This window comes from Puia sp., assembly GCF_036500295.1.
In the GTDB taxonomy this organism is placed as follows: Bacteria; Bacteroidota; Bacteroidia; order Chitinophagales; family Chitinophagaceae; genus Puia.
Genome location: NZ_DASYCH010000001.1, coordinates 1 through 21,224, shown reverse-complemented (window position 1 = coordinate 21,224; position 21,224 = coordinate 1). Strand labels below are relative to the sequence as shown.

Annotated in this window: 18 protein-coding genes; 12 read left to right on the top strand and 6 right to left on the bottom strand. The window is 56.3% G+C overall.

All coding sequences use genetic code 11. The features are described 5' to 3' along the window. Nucleotides 1–14 precede the first annotated feature (14 nt). The 3 genes from VGM48_RS00090 to VGM48_RS00080 form a co-directional block, all read right to left on the bottom strand. A complete protein-coding gene (locus tag VGM48_RS00090) occupies nucleotides 15–1,316 on the bottom strand; it encodes an ATP-binding protein (protein WP_331575335.1) in 1,302 nt (433 codons plus the stop codon). Between the two features lie 184 nt (nucleotides 1,317–1,500). Beyond that, nucleotides 1,501–3,675 carry a molybdopterin cofactor-binding domain-containing protein gene (locus VGM48_RS00085; protein ID WP_331575333.1) on the bottom strand — a complete coding sequence of 725 codons (2,175 nt, stop codon included), beginning with the start codon at nucleotides 3,673–3,675 and terminating at the stop codon, nucleotides 1,501–1,503. Nucleotides 3,676–3,681: 6 nt separating this feature from the next. After that, nucleotides 3,682–4,161: a (2Fe-2S)-binding protein gene (locus VGM48_RS00080; RefSeq protein WP_331575332.1), complete on the bottom strand. Its 480-nt coding sequence runs from the start codon at nucleotides 4,159–4,161 to the stop codon at nucleotides 3,682–3,684. 178 nt (nucleotides 4,162–4,339) lie between these two features. On the opposite strand from VGM48_RS00080, the gene VGM48_RS00075 reads away from it, so the two are divergent. Together VGM48_RS00075 and VGM48_RS00070 are read left to right on the top strand one after the other, a co-directional pair. Beyond that, the gene (locus tag VGM48_RS00075) at nucleotides 4,340–4,891 is read left to right on the top strand and encodes a hypothetical protein (protein WP_331575331.1); all 552 of its coding nucleotides are present in this window, start codon (nucleotides 4,340–4,342) and stop codon (nucleotides 4,889–4,891) included. 69 nt (nucleotides 4,892–4,960) lie between these two features. After that, nucleotides 4,961–5,752: an SDR family oxidoreductase gene (locus VGM48_RS00070; protein WP_331575329.1), complete on the top strand. Its 792-nt coding sequence runs from the start codon at nucleotides 4,961–4,963 to the stop codon at nucleotides 5,750–5,752. 57 nt (nucleotides 5,753–5,809) lie between these two features. Here VGM48_RS00070 and VGM48_RS00065 read toward each other — a convergent pair whose 3' ends face one another. Next, nucleotides 5,810–6,427: a DUF4159 domain-containing protein gene (locus tag VGM48_RS00065; protein ID WP_331575327.1), complete on the bottom strand. Its 618-nt coding sequence runs from the start codon at nucleotides 6,425–6,427 to the stop codon at nucleotides 5,810–5,812. A gap of 92 nt (nucleotides 6,428–6,519) precedes the next feature. On the opposite strand from VGM48_RS00065, the gene VGM48_RS00060 reads away from it, so the two are divergent. The 9 genes from VGM48_RS00060 (at nucleotide 6,520) to VGM48_RS00020 (ending at nucleotide 18,256) form a co-directional block, all read left to right on the top strand. Beyond that, the gene (locus tag VGM48_RS00060; RefSeq protein WP_331575325.1) at nucleotides 6,520–7,527 is read left to right on the top strand and encodes a MoxR family ATPase; all 1,008 of its coding nucleotides are present in this window, start codon (nucleotides 6,520–6,522) and stop codon (nucleotides 7,525–7,527) included. Next, nucleotides 7,524–8,402, top strand: coding sequence for a DUF58 domain-containing protein (locus VGM48_RS00055; protein ID WP_331575324.1), 879 nt, complete (start codon nucleotides 7,524–7,526; stop codon nucleotides 8,400–8,402). Before VGM48_RS00060 ends, VGM48_RS00055 begins: the two co-directional genes overlap by 4 nt. Beyond that, nucleotides 8,399–9,499, top strand: a complete 1,101-nt coding sequence (locus tag VGM48_RS00050; RefSeq protein ID WP_331575322.1) for a BatA domain-containing protein — start codon at nucleotides 8,399–8,401, stop codon at nucleotides 9,497–9,499. Before VGM48_RS00055 ends, VGM48_RS00050 begins: the two co-directional genes overlap by 4 nt. Further along, complete coding sequence (locus tag VGM48_RS00045) at nucleotides 9,480–11,567, top strand: DUF4175 family protein (protein WP_331575320.1); 2,088 nt, start codon at nucleotides 9,480–9,482, stop codon at nucleotides 11,565–11,567. The genes VGM48_RS00050 and VGM48_RS00045 overlap by 20 nt, the downstream gene beginning before the upstream one ends. Next, nucleotides 11,564–13,252 carry a hypothetical protein gene (locus VGM48_RS00040; protein ID WP_331575318.1) on the top strand — a complete coding sequence of 563 codons (1,689 nt, stop codon included), beginning with the start codon at nucleotides 11,564–11,566 and terminating at the stop codon, nucleotides 13,250–13,252. Before VGM48_RS00045 ends, VGM48_RS00040 begins: the two co-directional genes overlap by 4 nt. A gap of 31 nt (nucleotides 13,253–13,283) precedes the next feature. After that, nucleotides 13,284–14,924, top strand: a complete 1,641-nt coding sequence (locus VGM48_RS00035; protein ID WP_331575317.1) for a TldD/PmbA family protein — start codon at nucleotides 13,284–13,286, stop codon at nucleotides 14,922–14,924. A gap of 10 nt (nucleotides 14,925–14,934) precedes the next feature. Beyond that, the gene (locus VGM48_RS00030) at nucleotides 14,935–16,269 is read left to right on the top strand and encodes a TldD/PmbA family protein (RefSeq protein ID WP_331575315.1); all 1,335 of its coding nucleotides are present in this window, start codon (nucleotides 14,935–14,937) and stop codon (nucleotides 16,267–16,269) included. Between the two features lie 93 nt (nucleotides 16,270–16,362). Continuing rightward, nucleotides 16,363–16,749: a BlaI/MecI/CopY family transcriptional regulator gene (locus VGM48_RS00025; RefSeq protein ID WP_331575313.1), complete on the top strand. Its 387-nt coding sequence runs from the start codon at nucleotides 16,363–16,365 to the stop codon at nucleotides 16,747–16,749. A 4-nt stretch (nucleotides 16,750–16,753) separates the two neighbouring features. Further along, nucleotides 16,754–18,256, top strand: a complete 1,503-nt coding sequence (locus VGM48_RS00020; RefSeq protein WP_331575311.1) for a M56 family metallopeptidase — start codon at nucleotides 16,754–16,756, stop codon at nucleotides 18,254–18,256. On the opposite strand, the gene VGM48_RS00015 is transcribed toward VGM48_RS00020, so the two are convergent. After that, a complete protein-coding gene (locus tag VGM48_RS00015; RefSeq protein WP_331575309.1) occupies nucleotides 18,243–19,826 on the bottom strand; it encodes a M1 family metallopeptidase in 1,584 nt (527 codons plus the stop codon). The genes VGM48_RS00020 and VGM48_RS00015 overlap by 14 nt on opposite strands. A gap of 73 nt (nucleotides 19,827–19,899) precedes the next feature. Here VGM48_RS00015 and VGM48_RS00010 point away from each other — a divergent pair, with 73 nt between their 5' ends. After that, complete coding sequence (locus VGM48_RS00010) at nucleotides 19,900–20,583, top strand: DUF1345 domain-containing protein (RefSeq protein ID WP_331575307.1); 684 nt, start codon at nucleotides 19,900–19,902, stop codon at nucleotides 20,581–20,583. Between the two features lie 2 nt (nucleotides 20,584–20,585). Here the strand turns inward: VGM48_RS00010 and VGM48_RS00005 are convergent. Continuing rightward, nucleotides 20,586–21,224: hypothetical protein (locus VGM48_RS00005; RefSeq protein ID WP_331575305.1), on the bottom strand; the 639-nt coding region annotated here is incomplete at its 5' end.

Here is a 21,224-nt window from a genome sequence, read left to right as displayed (position 1 = left end):
CAGCCGGCGTTCTCTTAAACTTTATGGGGGGTATTTATCAGATGCCCCCATTTTTTTAGCATGATGACCAGCTGGTCGAGGTCGACCGGTTTGCTGAGGTAGTCATTCATGCCATCGGCGAGGCATTCGTCGCGATCCTGCTGGGTGGCGTTGGCGGTCATTGCGATGATGACGGGCTGATGTCCGCCACCCCGGCGGATGAGACGGGTTGCTTCGAGGCCATCCATTTCGGGCATCTGGACATCCATGAGGATGAGATCGAAGGGGGCTTTTGCCAGGTGCTCCAGGACTTCTTTCCCATTGACGGCGACCATCGGATTATAGCCCATCTTTGTCAGGATGATCAAGGCCAGCTGCTGGTTGATGGGATTATCTTCGGCCAGCAGGATACAAAGCGGATATTTATGGGCCAGGATCGGGATGGATACGCTGGAGGGGATGCTTTTTAGTGCGGCGGGATGGGCGAGGATCGTGAACATGAAGGTGGAGCCCTTACCGGGGACGCTTTCGACGCTGATGTGTCCATTCATCAATTGTACCAGCTTGTCGGAGATGGTGAGTCCGAGACCGGTGCCGCCGTATCTGCGGCTAACGGAGGAATCGCCCTGTTCGAAGGACTGGAACAAATGGGTATACTGGGCGGGGTCGATACCGATACCGGTGTCCTGGATCTCGAAGCCGATCTGGACATGGCCGGGTGGGGTATCCGGGGGCAATGGTGTCGATGGAAGAAAGACACGGACGCGAATCTCGCCCTGTTCGGTAAATTTCATGGCGTTGCCGACGAGATTGATCAGCACCTGCCGGAGGCGGGCGTTATCGGTGAGGATGCGGATGGGAACGTCTTGTTCTATCCGGCTGTGGAGCAGGATGCCGGCTTTCAGGGCCCGGGCCATAAAGACTTCCAATACTTCATCCACGCAGAGCCGAAGATCGGTCTCTCTTTCTTCCAGGATGATCTTGCCGGATTCCATCGTTGAAAAGTCGAGGATATTATTTATAACGGAGAGCAGCGTATCGCTGCAGCTGCGGATGACTTCGATGTAACCACGTTGTTCCCTTGTCAGATCGGTTTGGGTAAGGAGGGAGGACATACCGTTGATACCGTTCATGGGTGTTCGGATCTCATGACTCATGTTGGCGAGGAAAAGGCTTTTGGTGCGCATCGCTTCATCGGCCAATCGGGTTTGCTGGTCTGCCGAAACTTGCAATTGCCGGGTTTTCTTTTTCAGTCTGAGAATAAGGATCAGGCTGTATACCAGGCAAGACAAGAAGAGGCAGGCCAGTACTGTTGCTTTAAGGGACATAGACAGCATCGGCTTGGGTTTCAGAGCTTAATAAATTTCACAGGACCTCAGGGTCTATGGTAAACGGCCCCTGATAAGTTGTATTTTGGGTAGCTGGGTTTATTTAGCCAGCCTAGGGGTTTTCGCTTATTTTCGCCACTTTACCTGTTGTAAAAACTGACGGTTAGGGCTACATGCTCCTTAAGGGTATAATTTAGATTTCATTCAGATCGAATGGGAGCCTTCGGACACGCTTGCCGGTAAGATCGAAGATGGCGTTGCAGAGGGCGGGCGCCATGGGGGGCAGGCCGGGTTCGCCGACGCCGCCGGCTTTTTCGTCGTTGTCGACGATATGCACCTCGATATCGGGGATCTCGTGGATGCGGGGCATATTATAGGTGTCGAAGTTGGTTTCGACGGCCTTGCCGTCTTTGAAGTGGAGATTATGCTTGACGGCGGCGCCGATGGCCATGACGATGCTGCCTTCCACCTGGGCGCGGATGATATCGGGATTTACGTACCAGCCGCAGTCCATGAGGGCGATCACCTTGTCGATCTTTATTTTCCCATCGGGTTTGCGGGATACTTTTACCACTTCGCCGACGATGCTGTTGAAGCATTCGGTGATGGCGACGCCCCAGCCCTGGTTCTTGCCGCGGGATTTCCAGCCGCTGAGGGTGATGAGCTGGTCGATGAGGGCCTGGTAGCGATCATTGTCGAGATGTTGCCGGCGGAATTCGAGCGGGTCTTTTCCGGCGGCGTGGGCCATTTCGTCGATGAAGCTCTCGTAGGCGAAGCCGTTTGTGGATGCGTAGACCGATCGCCACCACATCACGGGGATGGGGGAGACGGTGGGGATATCGGCGAAACTATAATTGCCAAAAGAGTCATAATAGGGTCTGCAGAACCCGTCGAGGGTGTCACCGTTGTAAGAATGAAGGTCGGCACCGGGGTTCTCGTGGTTCATGTTCTGGGTGGCCGTCTTTGTCTGGAAGGCTTCTACCTGACCTTCTTTGCTGAGGCCGGCTTTGCAGGCGTATACGGCGCCGGGGCGGAAGGGGCCCTGGGTCATATCGTCTTCGCGGGTCCAGATAACCTGAACGGGCGCCTTGATGGCCTTTGAGATGACGGCTGCTTCATGGGGGTAGTCGAGGAAGGCTTTGCGGCCAAAGCCGCCGCCGAGGAAGGTCATGTTGACGGTGACTTTATCGAGGGGAACGCCCATGCGTTCGCTCAAATCTGACTGCACCCAGTCGGGTCCCTGGATGGGGCCCCAGATCTCGATGCTGCCGTCTTTTACGTCTGCGATGCAGTTGAGGGGTTCCATGCAGGCATGTGCCTGGTAGGGGGCTTCGTAGATGGCTTCGACCTTTGTGGATGATCGTTGAAAGGCGGTTTCGAAGTCGCCGCCGGTGCGGTCGGAGAGGCCGGGTTTTTTCAGGTCTTCGTGCATCCGGGCGTAGAGTTGTTCGGTGCTCAGGTGTTCGAAGCCGGTGTCGTCCCATTCCACTTTCAATAATTTTCGCCCCTGCATTGCGGCCCAGAGATTGTCGGCGACGACGGCGACGCCTTCCTGGAGATGATCGAAGACGGTGCGTTTTACTATGATGACATGGCGGATGCCGGGGATGGTTTTTGTCTGGGTATCGTCGAAGCTTTTGACCTTACCACGAAAGCGCGGGTTGCGTTCGACGACGGCGTAGAGCATGCCGGGGATCTTTTTATCGATGCCGAAGATGGCTGTTCCGTTTGTCTTTAGCGGGATATCCTTGCGGGGGAGGGGTTTGCCGACGAGTTTGTAGTCTTTTCTTTGTTTTAGTTTGATGTTTGCCGGCGGTTGGAGTTTTGCGGCGTCTTCAACGAGATGGCCATAGGTGAAGGACCTGCCGGTGGGTTTATGGAAGATGTGGCCATTTTCGGCGTAGCAATCCTTTTGATCGACGTTCCATTTTTTTGCGGCGGCTTCGGTGAGCATTTCGCGGGCGGAGGCGCCGATATGCAGGAGATGTTTGTATGAACCTCTAACGGTGGAGCTGCCGCCGGTGATCTGGCTGCCGTATTTCTTTTGGTTGCCTGGGGCGGAGAGGATATTAATGTGTTCCATGCTGACCTCGAGTTCTTCGGCGATCATTTGCGGGACGACCTGCCAGGAGCCCTGGCCCATTTCCGCGCGGTGGTTGAGGATCGAAACCTGGCCGGTTTTGTCGATGGAGATCCATGTCATGAGTTCGGTAGCGGGGGGCAGTGTGCCGGAGACGTTGATGACCCTGGGTGCTTCGCTGTTGCCGGAGCAGCCGGGCAGGTAGGCGCCGAGGACGAGTGCGAGACCGGAGAGGCCGGTGTCCTTTATGAATTGTCGGCGGGATTGCGCGGGAATGGTGGGTTGCATAGTCGTTTATTGGAGTGTAGAGGCAGGTTTGCTGGAGGCGGAGGCGGTCTTTATGGCTTTGCGGATGCGGGGATAGCAGCCGCAGCGGCAGATATTTCCCTGCATGGCGGTGTCGATATCCTCGTCGCTGGGGTGCGGGTGTTTAGCAAGAAGCGCTGCGGCGGCGAGGATCTGGCCGCTCTGACAGTAACCGCATTGCGGGACCTGTTCGGCAATCCAGGCTTTTTGAACAGGATGTGAATTGTCGGGCGACAACCCTTCGATGGTGATGATGGGTTGGCCGGTGACGGCAGATGCCGGGATAGAGCATGAGCGGATCGGGTTGCCGTTGAGCAGGACGGTGCAAGCGCCGCATTGGGCCATGCCGCAGCCGAATTTTGTTCCGGTGAGGCCGATGAGATCGCGGATGGCCCAGAGGAGGGGCATTTTCTCGTCTGCCTCAATGGGGGTGGCTTTCCCGTTTATCTGGAGGGTGTATTTTGGCATGGCGAGGATGGATTTGGTAGAAAGTTAAGTTACTGAAATAATGGGAGGCGAGGAAAAAAATGTGACGGGTGGAGCGCGTTAACATTTCTTTACGTTATCAATACGTTATAGGTGGTTCGTGCATTAATCCCAGTATCCTTTTTGCAGTCCTATAGTGGAAAACAAAAAACTCAAGAATATGAAACGGATATTTGTTCTATTGTTCTCGATTGGGCTCGCCTTTGGCGCTTCGGCCCAGCGGGGCCACTATGCCGGGGGCGGATTTTATCATGGTGGCGGAAGAGTTGTCGTTGTACCCCGGGTAGGAGTTGGATTCGGCTTTGGGTATCCCTGGGGATATCCTTATGGCTGGTATGGTCCCTGGGGCGCACCTTATCCCCCTTATTATTACGGCTACGGCGCGATGCCTTCACAGCTGGAGCTGCAGGTACGGGATATCAGGGCCGACTTTGACCTGCAGATAAAGGATGTGAAGCACGATAAGTCGCTGACCCGTCAGGAGAGAAGGGCGAAGGTCGATCAGCTGAAAGTGGATAAGGAGAATGCTATCGTCCAGGCCCGCCACGATTATTTCGATCGCAGCCGGAGGAACTATAACCCGCAGCAGCCGCAACAGCCGCAACAGCAGCCGAAGAATAACGGCAATTCGCCGTCGAACGGCAATGGGTCTTCTTCCAGCGATGGACCGGAATATCAGCCCGAGCCGAATACCGGGTCCGGCACCAAATAATACTTAGGTTTGCTGATAAACAGAGTCGCCGCCGCGCGTTTATACGCGCGGCGGCGCTATTTTTGGACCATGAAGAACAAAGTCGTTTGGATCACCGGCGCTTCCTCGGGGATCGGCGAAGCGCTGGCTTATGCTTTTTCGGCGGCGGGGGCCCGGTTGCTGTTATCGGCCCGGAGGACCGAAGAGCTGGAACGGGTGAAGGGGCAGTGTGCTCATCCCGATAAGACCCGGGTGTTGCCGATGGATCTGCTGGATACTGCTTCTTTTGAAGAGCGGATCCGGGAAGCCGTCGGGGCCTTTGGGCAGGTGGACATTCTGGTCCATAACGGCGGAGTTACGCAGCGGGGTTATGTGGCGGAGACGGGGCTTGAGGTGCAGCGGCAGGTGATGGAGCTGGACTATTTCAGCTATGTCGCCCTGACCAAAGCGATGCTACCGCATTTTGTCGAGCGGAAGTCGGGGCAGTTTGTGGTGATGAGCAGTGTCATGGGAAAGATCGGGACGCCGATGCGGAGTGCGTATGCGGCGGCGAAGCATGCGCTGCATGGATTTTTCGATTGTTTGCGGGCGGAGGTGTCGGCGATGAATATCCAGGTGACCGTGCTGACGCCGGGGTATATCCAAACGAATATCTCGCAGAATGCCGTCACGAAGGACGGGTCGAAGCTGGGCGTGGCGTCGCAGAATATCGAGAAGGGGTTGCCGGTGGACCGAGCTGCGGCGAAGATGATGCGGGCGATACGCAAGGGGAAATATGAAGCCTATATCGGCAAGACGAGTTTGGAATGGGTGGCGCTTGTGCTGAACCGGCTGGCGCCGGGACTGGTCATGAAGTTGGCGCCGAAATTTGTGCCGAAATAGCTGCCGAAGAGCCCGATGCCGATGAACGGAGCGTCGCATGGATGCTTCATAGCAGCGCTACTGCCTGCCTCCTCCGAGCGAATTCAGCGCGTATAAGATGATGTTGACGCCGAATTTTGTATTGTCTTCCGCCAGGAAGCGTTTGTTGCGGAAATCGTAATCCCATTCACAACCATAGTCTTTGTTGCTGTAGAGTACGCCGATGCGGCCGTTGACCGTGATCGCTTTGAGGTAGTCGTGTACCAGGTCGTCGCCCCAGCCGTTGAGTTCGAAGCCGGTGTTGGGCGGTCCTTTCTCGAAATGAAAAAACGAATTGTAGATCGCGTGGTTATTGGGGATCTTTTTCAGAGAGGCGGGGCCGAAGAGGGTGGTCATCTGGGTCTCGAAGCTGCGGGCAAACAGGCCGTCGATATCGTGGTCGCAGTCGTCGGCGAAGACAAATCCCCCATTCTGAACATAGCGTTTGAAGTTGGCGCTTTCCTGTGCGTCGAACTGGACGAGCTTGTGGCCGCTGAGATAGGCAAAAGGATATTGGAAGATATCGGGGCTGTCGAGCGCCACCACTTTTTCCTGTAAGTTGACGGGGATGGTAGTGTATTCGATGAGCGAATTCAGCAGGTTAGTGGGCATCCGCTGGTCGGTGTCCCAGTCGCCGGACCGGTAGCGCAGACGCATAAATGTAAAAGGATTCACCGGTCATGTAATTTTTTTAAAGTTGATGAATTTATGGCTAATTTCCTCATATATGTCTAAAAGTTATTTACGGAATGAATAAAGAGCTTGTAGCAAGTCAGGTGGACTCCCTGTTGGGAAAGTTATCACAATTAAAAAGCGAGATCGGGAAGGTGATCGTGGGCCAGGAAGACATCGTGGAAGAACTTCTGGTGGCGATGCTGGCGGGCGGACATTGTCTGCTGGAGGGAGTGCCGGGATTGGCCAAGACGCTGATGGTGCGGACGCTGGCGCAGGCGCTTGATTTGAATTTCAGGCGTATCCAGTTTACGCCCGATCTGATGCCGACGGATATCCTGGGGACGGAGGTGTTGGAAGAGGATCATTCGACGGGCAGAAGATTTTTTAAGTTCAATAAGGGGCCGTTATTTGCCAATATCGTGCTGGCCGATGAGATCAACCGGACGCCGCCGAAGACGCAGTCGGCTTTGCTGGAGGCGATGCAGGAGTTTGAGATCACGTATGGCGGGGTGACGTATCCGCTGGACCGCCCCTTCTTTATTCTTGCCACGCAGAATCCCATCGAGCAGTCGGGCACTTATCCGTTGCCGGAAGCGCAGCTGGACCGGTTTCTCTTGTATATCCGGATCGGATATCCCAGTGCGGAAGAGGAGACGATGATCCTCAGTCAGACCACGGGTACGCGGAAGCCGGTGGTGAACGCGGTGCTTGGCGGTTCGGAGATCCGGCAGCTGCAGGAACTTGTGCGGGAGGTGAGTATCAGCGACGACCTTGTACAGTATGTCGCGACGCTGATCCGGGCGACGCGGCCGGGAGACAGTACGGATGAGTATGTGCGTGAGTGGGTGCGTTGGGGTGCGGGTCCGCGTGCGGGTCAGGCGCTGATCCTTACGGCCAAGGCGCGGGCCTTGTTCCATCAGCGGTATGCGGTTGTCGCGGAGGATATCCATGCGATGGCGTTGCCGGTGCTGAGGCATCGGGTGCTTGTGAATTTTAAGGCCGAGGCGGAGAACATCCATTCCGATGATGTGGCGCGGCATTTAATGAAAACGATTGGCCGGCCGGGAGGATTGTTAAAATGATCCGGCCGGAGGATATATTGGCGATCAAGGACCTTTCGCTGGCGGCGCGCCGGACGATCGACGGCTTTATGTCGGGGATCAACAAGAGCAGCGTCAAGGGGGCGGGGTTGGAATTCAGTCAATATCGCAGCTATCAGCCGGGGGATGACCTGCGCTGGCTGGACTGGAAACGGCTTGCGCGGACGGACCGGTATTATATCCGGGAGTCGGAGATGGAGACGAGTATCTCGGTGCGGTTGCTGGTGGATGCCAGCAAGAGTATGGATCACCGGGATGGTGACTTTACCAAGATGGATTATGCCCGGCATCTTGCTGCGGCGCTGGCCTGGCTGGCGCATTCGCAGGGGGATGCCGTCGGACTATATGTTTTTCGCGAGGGCCAGGTATTCCCGCTGCCGGCCCGGAGGGACCCGCAGCATCTGGCGCGGCTGTTCTATCAGCTGGAGGGCTTGTCGGCGGAAGGGACGTTGGGCGATGCGATCTCATACAAGCATATCTTTCTTGGCGAGCAGAAACGCGAGCTGCTGATCTTTATCACCGATCACTATGAGCGTTCCGGCGAGATCGGGCGGTTGCTGGAGTTGTTGGCTGCGTTGCGCCATGAGATCATCGTGTTTCATGTACTGGCAGGGAATGAGCTTTCGCTGGATCTTGGCGGATATAGCCAGGTGGAGGACCTTGAGACGGGAGAAAGGGTGCCGGTGGGAACCTCGGGTCGCGAGGAGTATGCGGCGCGGTTGGGGGCCTGGTTGGCGGCGGTGCGGATGCGGTGTCTCGATCTGCAGATCGATTATCAACTGATGCGGATGGATGAGCCGATGGATGCGGGGCTGCGGAAATATTTGAAGAGCCGGATGGGGGCCGGGTTGATTTGATCCAATTTTTACAACCGATAGGACTGTTGGCGATGGCCGGGGTGCTGATCCCGGTGATCGTGCATTTGTGGAATGACCGGCGGGGGAAGGTGTTGCGTATCGGGAGTGTGGCGTTGCTGACCGGGACTTCGCGGCGGGCGGCCTGGAGTCCGCGGTTGACGCAACTTTTGTTGTTGATTCTGCGGTGTTTGTTGGTGATCGCCCTGGCGATGCTGCTGGCGGGGCCTTATGTTATTCGCCCGGCGGCGGCGGGTAAAGGATGGGTATTGGTAGCCGGGAATAATGTATTGGCAGATTCATTGGTGAAGATGGGGTATGAGCGGTATGTGATCGATAGCGGACAGGATTATTGGGAGGCTTTTCGGCGCGCGGATGCGCTTGCGCCCGCGGGTGCGACCTTTTTTGTTTTTACGCCGGGGCTGGTGAGCCGGTTTGCGGGGGATCGGCCTGAGACGAAACGGGAAGTTCACTGGAAGGTATATCCGCCGGTTGATTCGGTGAATCGGTGGGTGGAGGGAGTATGGAGGGTTACCGCCGACAGTATTCTGGTGTTGCGGGGGATCGGCCGGAGTACGGGGACGGAGTTTCGGCGGGAGCGGGTTGTGTCGAGGGCGACAGAATATGAGGGTGTTGTTGTGGATACGGCGGCGATGGAAGTGGTGATCGATGATGGGGGGAACCGGCAAGACGGAGACTATTTGCGGGCGGCGTTGCGGGCGCTCGGTGACTATACGGGAAGGAGATTGCGGGTTGTTTCCGCAGGGACAAACCATGCGCAGGTGATCCGCTGTAGACCGGAGTGGGCGGCCGCTGCCTGGAATGGGCGGTTGCCGGTGGTGTTGGGACGGGAGGTGTTTGGGCGTATGGGAATAGTGGAGATGGATCGTCGGGTAATCGATGCGGAGCAGGTGGCGCCGGTGCGGGTGAACTATGCGGTTGTGCGGACGGATGGCGGGAGGACGGATGGCGGGGGACCAGATCGCGAACGGACCTATAACGAGCGGATCGATCTGCGGCCGGTGTTGTGGGCGATCGTGTTTGGATTGTTTGTTTTGGAACGAATAAAAGTTTTTCGCGATGGGCGCCAAAAAGCTTAGAACTATCTGGCGGCGATGGCGGGCGGAAACTATCGTCTACTGTCTGCTTCTGTCGCTGGCGGTTGCCGTTCTTTTAACGGCGGTGGTCCATGCGGGCTTTGGCTGGTCGTTGTGGGTGGCGATCCCGTTGTTTGCCGGGTGCTTTGGGGTCGGGCTTTTGATTTTCCCTTTGTGGCGGATGGGGGTTGCCGATGTGACGAGTTATCTCGACCGGCGGCTGCCTGAACTGGAAGAAAGTTGTGGATTGTTGCTGCGGCCGGTGGAAGAGTTAGGGGTCCTGGAGCGATTGCAGGTGGAGCGGGTGGAGGGGCGGCTTTTGGTGGCGGTGGTGCCGAGGCCGATGGGCGGGCGATTACTATGGGCACTGGGATTGTTGGCGATGGCGTTGTGTGGGAGTTTTTTTATCAGTGGAATTCAGGCACACGGTGCTTCGGGTGTGGCGGCGGCGCCGGTGATCCGGGAAGTTGCGGCGCCCGGTATCCGGTCGGTACAGGTGCGGATCACGCCACCGGCTTATACGGGCAGGGCGCTGCGGAGCCAGGATAATTTTTCGCTGGACGCAGAGGATGGGGCGCAGATCAGCTGGGAGATAGCAACCACGAGGGCTGTGGATACGGTTGCCTTTATTTTTAACGATACGGCGGTTCGGCTGTTGCGGAGGGAGGAGGGCTTGCGTTGGCGGTTTTCCAGTACGGCGCTGCATTCCGGTTTTTACCAGGTAAAAGTTGGCGGGCAGCTGTCGGCGTTATACCGGTTCGAGGTGGTGAAGGACGAGGCGCCGAAGGTGCGGGTGGTAAGGCCGAAACCCTATACCGTGATCGATTACGGTGAACCGACGCGGGTGCCGCTGCAAGTAGAATTGGCCGACGATTATGGGATTGTCGCTTCGTCGGTCTTCGCGACTGTGTCGAGCGGCAAGGGAGAGGCGGTGAAATTCAAGGAGCAGGAGTTGCACTGGAACCAGGGATTTGACGGCGGGAGGCATTATGCGTTGAGCCGGGTGCTGGACCTGGCGGCGATTGGATTGAAACCCGGGGATGAGCTTTATTTTTATTGCAAGGCGAGGGATAATCGGGGGCAGGAATCCCGTTCGGAGATGTATATCCTTTCGCTTGCCGATACGGCGCAGCTGATGAGCCTGGAGGGGATGACGCTGCCGATGGATATCAAGCCGGAGTTGTTCCGCAGTGAGCGGCAGATCATCATTGAGACGGAGCAGTTGCTAAAGGCGAAGGACACGCTGGCGGCGCAGGCGTTTAAAGATAAGAGCAATGATCTCGGGATCGACCAGAAGCTGTTGCGACTGCGTTATGGGAAGTTCCTTGGGGAGGAAGCACAGGAAGGAGAACGGGGCGGGAATGATACGACGACGTTTGGGGCGTTTGGAGATGCGGCGAAGATATTGGATGTCTATTCGGACAAACACGATAATGCGGAGGATGCGACGTTTTTTGAGCCGGGGGTGAAGGCGCAGCTGAAGGCCACCTTGTCGGAGATGTGGAGTGCGGAATTGCGGTTGCGGACATTTAAACCGCGGGAGGCGTTGCCCTATTGTTATAAGGCGTTGCGGTTGTTGAAGGACCTGCAGCAGCAGTCGAGGGCTTATGTTGCGAAGACGGGGGTGAAGCTGACGCCGTTGAATCCTGCCAGGCGGCTGACGGGGGAGTTGGGGGCGATACAGGCGCCGGTGCAGCGGTTGGGGCGGGACGATGGAATGTCGAAAGAGGATATTTTGCGGATGGGGCTTGCGGTGTTGGAGGGGATGCGGGTTGGGGTGCGGCCGGGTGAGGGGGACAGGGCGATATTGGGAATGGTGGAGCGGCGGTTGGCCAGTGAAGCGGCGGCGAGGCCGGGGAAGTTTTTGGCGGGGTATGAGGGGATGAGGAGATTGAAGGATATTTTGGCGGCGGAGACGATGAAGGGTGAGGCGGGGCCGGGGGCGATGGATATTTTGGCGGCGGAGAGGGCGATCGTTGCGTTGTTGCCGGTGGCGGAGGCCTGGCCGGTGGCGCAAGGGGCGGCGGCGGATGGCGGGCTTGAGCGGCTTTATTTTGGATATATCAAATGAGCATCTGGGACGATATCGTATTGGGGCTTTGCCTGGCGTTGCTGGGTTTTTTGTTGTGGCAGGAGTGGCGGCGGGCGGACCGGGCGCGGCTGTTGTGGCGGGTTATCGCTACGGCGGTGGCAGTCGGGGCGCTGGCTTGTCTTGGGTTGCCGATCGGTTATTGGCGCGAGCGGGGGATTGTGAACGATGAACGGGTGCTATTAACAGAGGGATACGATCGGGACAGTGTGGGGGAATTTTTGCGGGCGCATCCGGGGATGGACATGGATACTGTGGGGGTGGATGGCGGTCGGTTGCATGTTTTCGGGTATGGGTTAAGGAAAGAAGAATGGATGAGGATGCGGCCTGCGGCGATCGATTTTCATCCGGGGGTTTTACATGGAGTGGTGGATGTCGACTGGCGAAGGAAACTGAAGCGGGGGGACCGGTTTGTTGTACAGGGGAGATGGGCAGGGGGGACGGGCACCGTATTGCTGATGGGGATGGGTGAAGTGATCGACTCGGCGAAGATGACCGCCGCGGGTGATTTTTCATTGGGCGCTGTACCGGCGCAGGTTGGGCGGGCGGTGTACCGGCTGGCGGTTGTGGAGGGGAAGGATACGGTTGCGCGGGAAGAGTTGCCGGTGGAGGTGGAGGCGGGCGCGCCGTTGAAGATCTTATTGCTGGCGGCTTCACCGGATTTTGAAAATAGCTTTTTGATGAAATGGCTTTCGGGAAATGGGCACGCTGTTGCCAGTAGGACGATCGTGAGCCGGGGGAAAGCAGAGGAGGCGTTTGTGAACCGGGAGGCGGCGGGGTTGGGGGTGCTGACGCCGGGTTTGCTTGGGGGATTTGATGTGGTGGTGGCGGATGGGGCGGTGTTACCCGTTCGCGAAAGTGTGCAGTCGAAAGCGTTGTGGAGGGAGATCGAGCAGCGGGGGATGGGATTGCTGTTGAGGGTGGATAGCGCGGGGCTCGACTCGATGGTCCGGGTGATGCGGGGCCGGGCCGGGAAGATATTGGCACGCGATAGCCTGGGGCATGTGGTAGTGGGGGCGTTTGTTGCGGGAAGAGGGAAGGTGGTGTTTACAGCTTTGAATACGAGTTATAGCCGGTTGCTTTCCGGAGAGCGGGAGGCGTATGCTTCCTACTGGTCGGGGTTGTTGAGAGAGGCGGCGCGGCGTGGGGAGGCGCGGGAGGAGTGGAGTTTTTCGCCTGAGCTGCCGAGGGTGGGCGAGGAAGTGGAGGTGCAGTTGCAGACCGCGGCGGGCTTTCCACAGGGGGATATCGGGGGAACGGCGGTGTACCTGGCGGAGGATGCGGGGTTGCCTTTTGACTGGCGGGGAAGGTACTGGCCGGAGAAAGCTGGATGGCAGATGGTATACAGGCCGATGGGTGATACTGCGTGGTGGTATGTATGGCCGGTGGGGGCGTGGAAGGGTGTGGAGCGGATGCGGCGGATGGAGGAGACGAGGAATTATGTGGCTGCAGGGGTTTCGGCAGATGGAGGACGGGCGAACAGGGATACGACGGCCGGAGGACGGGCGAACAGGGATACACGGGAGCGGGTTACGCATGAGCGGGTTACGCATGATCGGGTTTCACGGGAGTGGGTGGAGTTTTCAAGGGTCTGGTTTTGGGGGTTGTTTTTGTTGGGGGTGGCCTTTTTATGGGTTGAGAGAAAGCTGGGCGGGATGAACGGATAGATTGATACTTGAATTTTCGATAGCTTGGGCTATGAAAAGAAAAGAATTCCTACACATGGCGGGGATGGGGCTAGGGGCCCTTGCTCTGCCAATGCTTCCTTTCGGCTCACGGATGATCGATGAAGCCGAGGCGCTACAGGGCGGGATGGATGTGGCTACCAAGAAGAGCCTTGCAGACATCGCCCTGAATGCCGCCAAGTCGGGAGGCGCTACCTATGCCGATGTACGCATCGGAAGATACCTCAACCAATTTGTGGTCACGCGGGAAAACCGGGTTCAGGGGATTGCCAATGCGGAATCTTTTGGCCTCGGTATCCGGGTTATTGCCAACGGCAGCTGGGGCTTTGCGGCCACCAATGACGTCACGCCGGATGGGGTGGCCAAGACCGCAGCCAGGGCGGTGGCTGTTGCCAAGGCGAATTCGAAGATCATCACCGAGCCGGTTCAGCTTGCCCCGCAAAAGGGTTATGGCGAAGTGGCCTGGAAGACGCCGATCATCAAGAACGTCTTCGAGGTTCCGCTGAAGGAGAAGATCGATCTGCTTTTGCAAGTGAACGGGATTGCCATGTCGGGTGGCGCGAGTTTTGTGAATTCGGCGTTGCTTGCCATCAACGAACAAAAATATTTCGCTTCGACCGATGGGTCGTATATCGACCAGGATATCCACCGACTTTATCCGAATTTCAATGTAACAAAAATAGACAAGGCTTCCGGCAGGTTCCAGACGCGGCGGAGTCTCAGCAGCCCGGTTGGGATGGGATATGAATACCTGACGCCGACGCCGGAGAGCAAGGTTCAGGGGATCGTTACCCGGTATAAAGACCGTTATGATATATTGGAGGACGTGAAGAATGCCACGGCGGATGTCGCGCAGAAGATCACGGCGAAGAGTGTCGAACCGGGTAAGTATGATCTTATCCTCGATCCTTCGCATCTGTGGCTGACCATCCACGAGTCCGTGGCGCATCCCACGGAGCTGGACCGGGTGCTTGGCTATGAGGCCAACTATGCGGGTACCAGCTTCCTGAGCCTTGACAAATGGAAGTCGGGGAATTTCCATTTTGGAAGCAAGCTGATGAATATCGTTGCGGATAAGCTGCAGCCGGGATCGCTTGGCGCCGTGGGTTATGATGATGAGGGAGTGAAATGCGGCAAATGGGATCTTGTCAAGGAGGGGGTACTGGTGAACTATCAGGCCATCCGGGATCAGGCGCATATCATCGGACTGAAGGCGTCACAGGGTTGCTGTTATGCGCAGAGCTGGGCCGATGTCCAGTTTCAGCGAATGCCGAATGTCTCGCTGCAGCCGGGTAAGGGACGGCTTTCCGTGGATGATATGATCAAGAATGTGCAGAAAGGGATCTATATCATCGGCGACGGCAGTTTTTCGATCGATCAACAACGGTACAATTTCCAGTTCGGCGGTCAGACCTTCTATGAGATCAAGGATGGGAAGATCGTGGGTATGCTGAAGGATGTGGCTTACCAGGCGACGAACCAGGAGTTCTGGAACTCGCTGGCGGCGGTTGCCGACGAACGGGATTACCGGCTTGGCGGGGCCTTCAACGATGGGAAGGGGCAGCCGGGGCAGTCGAATGCCGTATCGCATGGCAGTGCCACCTCGCGATTCAATGGAGTCAACGTAATTAATACCGCAAGAAAAATAGGTTAAAAATATTTGTATGTCCATTTTTAGTAAAGAAGAAGCACAGAAGCTATTAAAGAAAGCGCTGGGTTATTCCAAAGCCGATGAGTGCGAAGTATCGCTCAACGGTTCGGAGGCCGGGAATATCCGCTATGCCCGCAATGCGGTGTCGACGGCGGGGGAGATCAGCAGGCTGAGCTTGTCGGTCAGTTCCAGCTTTGGTAAGAAAACAGGTACGGCCACCATCGACGAATTCGATGACGCCTCGCTGGAGAAAGTGGTGCGGCGGAGCGAGGAGCTGGCGCAGCTGGCGCCGGAGAATCCCGAGCATATGCCCTTGTTGGGACCGCAGGAATTTCCCGAGTCCATCGGTTATGTGGCGGCGACGGAAGCGATTACCCCCGATACGCGGGCGGCGGCTGTTGCCAAGAGTATCCAGGTGTCCAAGGACGCTAAACTGCAGGCCGCGGGATATCTGGAAAACAGCACCAATTCTCTGGCGATCATGAATTCGAAGGGATTGTTTGCCTACAATAAGGACACCGATGTGATCTTTTCGATCACGACGCGGAACGAGGAGGGGACGGGTTCGGGTTATGCGGCGCGCGGGTTTAACGACGTGTCGAAGCTGGACACCTTCTCGGCGACGAAGATCGCGACGGCCAAGGCGAATGGATCCATCGGCGCCAAGGCGATCGAGCCGGGGAAGTATACCGTTATTCTGGAGCCGGTGGCAGTGGCCTATATGCTGGAGAATATGTTCTTTGGGCTGGACGCCCGGAACGCGGATGAGGGGCGGAGCTTTATGAGCAAGCCCGGTGGCGGCAACCGGCTTGGGGAGCAGTTGATGGATCAGAAGGTGACGATCTATTCTGATCCGTTTCACCCCGAGCTGCCGTCGTCGACCTGGAACCGCGAGGGTCAGTTGCTGACCAAGCGCAACTGGATCGAGAAGGGTGTCGTCAAGAATTTGAGTTATTCGCGGTATTGGGCGTCGAAGAAGAATGTCGACCCTGTGCCCGGTCCCGGTAATATCATCATGGAGGGGGGAACGGAGAGTATCGAGGATATGATCAAGAGTACGGAGAAAGGGGTTCTTGTTTCGCGGCTTTGGTATATCCGGATGGTGGACCCGCAGACCTTGTTGCTGACGGGGCTTACGCGGGACGGTACGTTCTATATCGAGAACGGGGAGATCAAGTTCCCGGTGAAGAACTTCCGGTTCAATGAGAGTCCGGTGATCATGCTGAACAATGTGGACGCGCTTGGGAAGCCGGAGCGGAGTATCAGTGTGGAGTCGTACCGGAGTTATCTTGTGCCGCCGATGAAGGTGCGGGATTTTACTTTTACCTCTCTTTCGGATGCGGTCTAGCCGCGCTGAAAAATAAATTTGCAAAAAATCCGGGGAATCCGGATTTTTTTCTACCTTAGCCTACGACAATTGTCGTACGATAACACGGGTAATATGAAAAAAGAGAAAAAAAGCGTGCCTACGGATGCGGAGCTCGAGATCCTGCAAATCCTTTGGCAGCACAAGGGGGCTACGGTGCGGGAGGTGTATGACCTCATCTCGCAGCGGAAGAAATGTGCCTATACTTCCACACTGAAGATCATGCAGAACATGACGGCCAAGGGGCTGGTCAGGCGGACGATCACGGATCAGGTCCATACGTATGAGGCTGCGGTGGAGGAGGCCAGGGTGCGAAACAGCCAGGTAAAGGAATTGATCGACAGGTTCTTTCGGGGGTCGTATTCGCAATTGGCGCTGCATGCGCTGGGGCAGTCTTCGAAGGAGGAAGATCTGGACGAGCTGCTCGATCTGGTAAAAAAATTAAAAAAAGACAAAAAGTAATCTTATGGTATTCAGCGTAATTGGATGGACTATCCTCCATAGTTTGTGGCAATGCCTTGGGTTGTTGGCGGGGTTGAAATTGTTTTTGGGTTTTGTCGACGTGCGCCGGAGCGGGATCCGTTATCTGGCGGCGCTGGGCGTGTTGGGATTGGCGATGTTTTGTTTGCTGGGGACGTTCTTTTGGGAGTGGAGGGCTTTTTCGGGGATGGGGATAGCGGAGGCAGGCGGTGGGGCGGTTCGACAGGGGCCGGTGGTGGATGTTGTGCTGGCACCGGGAAGGGCGGCGGGTTTTTCGCTTGTGTACTGGCTGTCAAAATGCTGTCCTTATTTGTCGATGCTTTGGATCGCGGGGGTATTATTTTATACGGGGCGGTTGGTGCTCAGCGGTTTTGAATTGAGGAGGATGCGACGGTTGTCGGGCGTTGCGGATGCGGGGACTTCCCGTCTGTTGGAGGAGTTGCGCGTGCGGCTGGGGGTGTCGCGGGCGGTGCGGTTGCTGATCACGGACCGGATATCGGAACCGATGACGTTTGGATTTTTCCGGGCGGTAGTGGTGTTGCCACTTCATTATGTGAGCCAGGTGCCGGCCGATCAGCTGGAACTGATATTGGCGCATGAGATGGCGCATATCCGGCGGCGGGACTATCTGGTGAACCTGGTACAGCATATTTTTGACGCGTTGCTTTTCTTTAATCCTTTTTTCCGGATGATCTCGACGGCGGTGCGGGAGGAGCGGGAATACTGTTGTGATGATTGGGGTGCGCGCATCGGCGGGGATGAGCGGAAGATGGCGGTAGCGTTGACTAATCTTGGGCTGGCGAAGAAGGGGTTGGCGTTGGGATTGTCGGTTGCGCCGGCGCGGCGGTCGTTTTACCGGCGGGTGATGCGGCTTGTCGAGCCACAGGAGCGACCGACGTTGTCGGTGAGGGGGACGGTGCTTGGCGTTCTGGGCGCGGTGGCCGTGGTGGCCGTATTGACGCAATGCACGCGGAGCGTTGTTGCGCAGGATGCGTTACCGGCGGTGGGGGAGAGGATGCAGGAGGTGTTAGCGGATAACCAGGCGGGTTATAAGGAGCAGGTCTTTCATTATACCAAGGCGGGCCGGGATCATGAGTTATTTATGGTAAAGACGCAGGATGGAAAGCAGGCGGTGACGGCCTATGTCGATGGGGGGCGGTTGAACCGGGAGGAGTTGGATTTGGTGGAGCATGTTCTGAGTTTGCGGCGACCGATGGATCTGGTGCTGGTACGCGATATGCATGAGCCAAAGAAGAGCGAGGATACCGGTCCGCTGAGCCGGGTGCGGTTGGATTCGGTGCGGATCCAGGTGCAAGGGGCGATGGATCAATATAAAGATGACGTAAGGCTCATCCCAATGGCGGTAGAGCAGCATGAATTGCTGACGAAGATCGTCGTGAATAACGAATATACCGCGGAGGACAGGCGGGACCTGGCGGCGTTGCTTGTAAAGCGCCAGAAGGCATTTATCACCGTTACCGGGAAATGACCTCGAAATCCGCCAGGACGTTTGTATTGGGATCGGGTATGAGTGTGGTGGGTTTGGCCGCCATGGGAATTTCGATGTGGGTGGTCTTGTCGTGGATGTCGATGTGTTGGGTGGTGCCGTCGAAGCCGATCTCGAGGGGGAAGGTGAACCCATTGGGATTTGTTTGGGTGCAATCGAGGAGGACGGCCTTTTTATCGGGATCGTATTTCCAGGATATAGTTAAATGGGGATGGCCAGGGGTGTTAAGCCATTCGTGGAAGAAGCCGTGCAGGTCTTTGCCGCTGGCCGTCTCCATTATTTTTTCGAGGTCCGCCGTGGAAGCATTTTTATTGCGATAAGTGGCATAATAAGTCGATATCCCTTTCCAGAAGGCCTGGTCGCCGATCTTCCGGCGGAGCATATGGAGCACCCAGCCTCCTTTCTCGTAGCTGTTTGGATTGAGGAGCTTCATATAATCATCCTTTATTGTGGAATCGACGACCGGTGTGAGCCGGCGTTTTTCGAAGGCGATGACTTTTGCCCGGTCTTTCTGGAGGCTTTTTTTGAGGGTGTCCGAGCCGTATTTATTTTCCAGATAGCATAGCGTCATATAGGTGGCGAAGCCTTCGCTGAGCCAGAGGTGTTGCCATTGAGTTTCGGTGGCGGCGTCGCCAAACCATTGGTGGGCGATCTCGTGGGCCATGAGGGATTCGACGCCGGGGGAGCCTACCGAGTTCTCGTAGTAGAAGATGGCGCTGGCGTTCTCGAGGCCGCCGAAGCGGGTCTTTGACTGGACATTGCCGCATTTTTCGAAGGGATAGGGGCCGATGTGGGTGATATAGAACGGGAGAATGTCGAGTGCATAGGCATAGCTTTTAAAGCCTTCTTCCTTGTTTTCCTTATAGACATAGTTCCAGACGGGAACGCCCATGGCGTCGCCGGGGTGGTCGACGGCAAAGTCGGCTACGCCGATGACCATGACCTTTGGGGCGAGGGGTTGGGCTTCGCTCCAGCGGGTGAGCTTGCGATGGTCGGGGAGGGTTTGTTCGATTTTCAGTGAGCCGTTTGCCACAACGGTGTAGTGATCGGGGGCTGTGATATTAAAGGAGACGGTTGCTTTGTCGGAGGGGTGATCCACGCAGGGCAGCCAGTTGTGGGCGCGGTTGGGCCAGTTGTCGCCGAAGAAGCCGCGGCGGCCAAATTTATTCTTGGAGATGATGAGCCCGTCGGCGGGAATACCTTCGTATTTTATCGTATAGGTGTGTTGGTTGCCCGGTTTTCCAGCGGAATGGATGACGAGGCGGTCGTTTTCCTGGGAGAAGGGGACGGGGGCGTTTGCTTCGGTTACCGCGGTGACGGTCATGCCTTTGCCTTCGCTGTTCTTTTTTGTCAGGTCGAGGTGGAATTCCGGGACCTTTTCGCGGAACTGGACAGTTACCGCGGCTGTGCCCTGAATGATATTGTTGCTGTCGGAGAGGGACAGCGTGAAATCATAATTCCGGACATCGATGGCGGGGTTGTAGGGCTGGGCGGAGAGTTGGGTGCAAAGGAGGGTGTAGATGACGGTCAGGCGGACGATGAGCTTGTTCATTGCAGGCAGAAGAATTTCATATAAATATACCATTTATTTATGCTAATTTTATCTTACTCAATAATTCGTTAGTGTGCCTGAATATCTGAATTGTCCGAACTGGTTCCACAGGTTACCCTCTATTTATAAGCTGCTCATCAGTTTTTGTGTTGCCACGATCATTTCCGTTTGTTTGTTATCGATTCGAATGGAGGGGATGACGCGGGTCATGATCGGATGGGATTGTTTTTGCATCTGTATGATCGTAATCAGCGGGATTATCTTTTCCAGTATGCGGCCGCGACAGATCCGCGTGCTGGCCAAGAAGGAGGATGCGGGACGGATCGTCGTTTTTATTATCGTGCTGATCGCGATATTGGGGAGTTTGCTGGGGGTGTTGCTGTTGTTGCAGAACAAGAACCATTGGCTGCTGCGAAAGGGGTTGGAGACGGGTATCTATCTTGCCGGGGTTATTTGCAGCTGGATCCTGTTGCATACGATGTTTGCGTACCGGTACGCCCTGTTATATTATGGCGAGCACCCGATGGACCCGGATATTCATACGGTGGGTTTGCAGATACCGAATGAACTGTGGCCGGACTATCTTGACTTTGCCTATTTTTCTTTTGTGATCGGGATGACCTTTCAGGTTTCCGATATCGAGATCTCTTCGCGGACGATCCGCAGGGTGGCCCTTTTGCATGGGCTGCTTTCTTTCCTTTTTAATACGGTGATCGTGGCGTTGACGATCAATGTGATCGTCGACCTCAAGGGGTAGGGTTATCTAAACCGATCGGAGATGGTGTAGGCGACCTTGTCATTGAGACGGAGGAAGACTTCGGCGTTGATCTTACGGATGTGGCGGCGGCGGCGTCCGGTGAGGAGGCGGTCCTGGGCGTCGAAGTATTGAGGTTGCTGGAAGTAGGTGAGGATGTAGTATTTTTTATTTACGAAGGGGGAGTTGAAGGTGCGGGGCCAGAGGGAGAGGTAGATGAGAGAATGCTGTTGTTCTTCGCCGTAGTAGTCGAGTTTGTCGATCCAGGTGCATTCCATTGAGCGCATGCGGGTGATGAGCCAATCGATGGGATGCGGGTCGTAGCCGTATTTGCGGAGGGTGTCGTTGAGGCGGAGTTCGCCGACGTGATATTCGTAGATGTAGGTGAGGGTGTCGGTGATAAGTTCGAGGGAGACGCGGTCGAAGGGGCGATCGGTGAACTCTATGGAGAAGGGCTTTTTTTCATAGGCGCGGCGATAGGTATCCTCGATGCTATCGAGGGAGGTGTGGTGCCGGTGGTAGTATTTGGTGATGTTGAGTTTGGCGCAGGAGGTGGCTGCTGTTACCAGGAAGGCGATCGCCGGGATGAGATAATATGGTGTGCCGGCTTTCATGAGTCCTGGGGGGGTGGGGTGCAGTGGCTG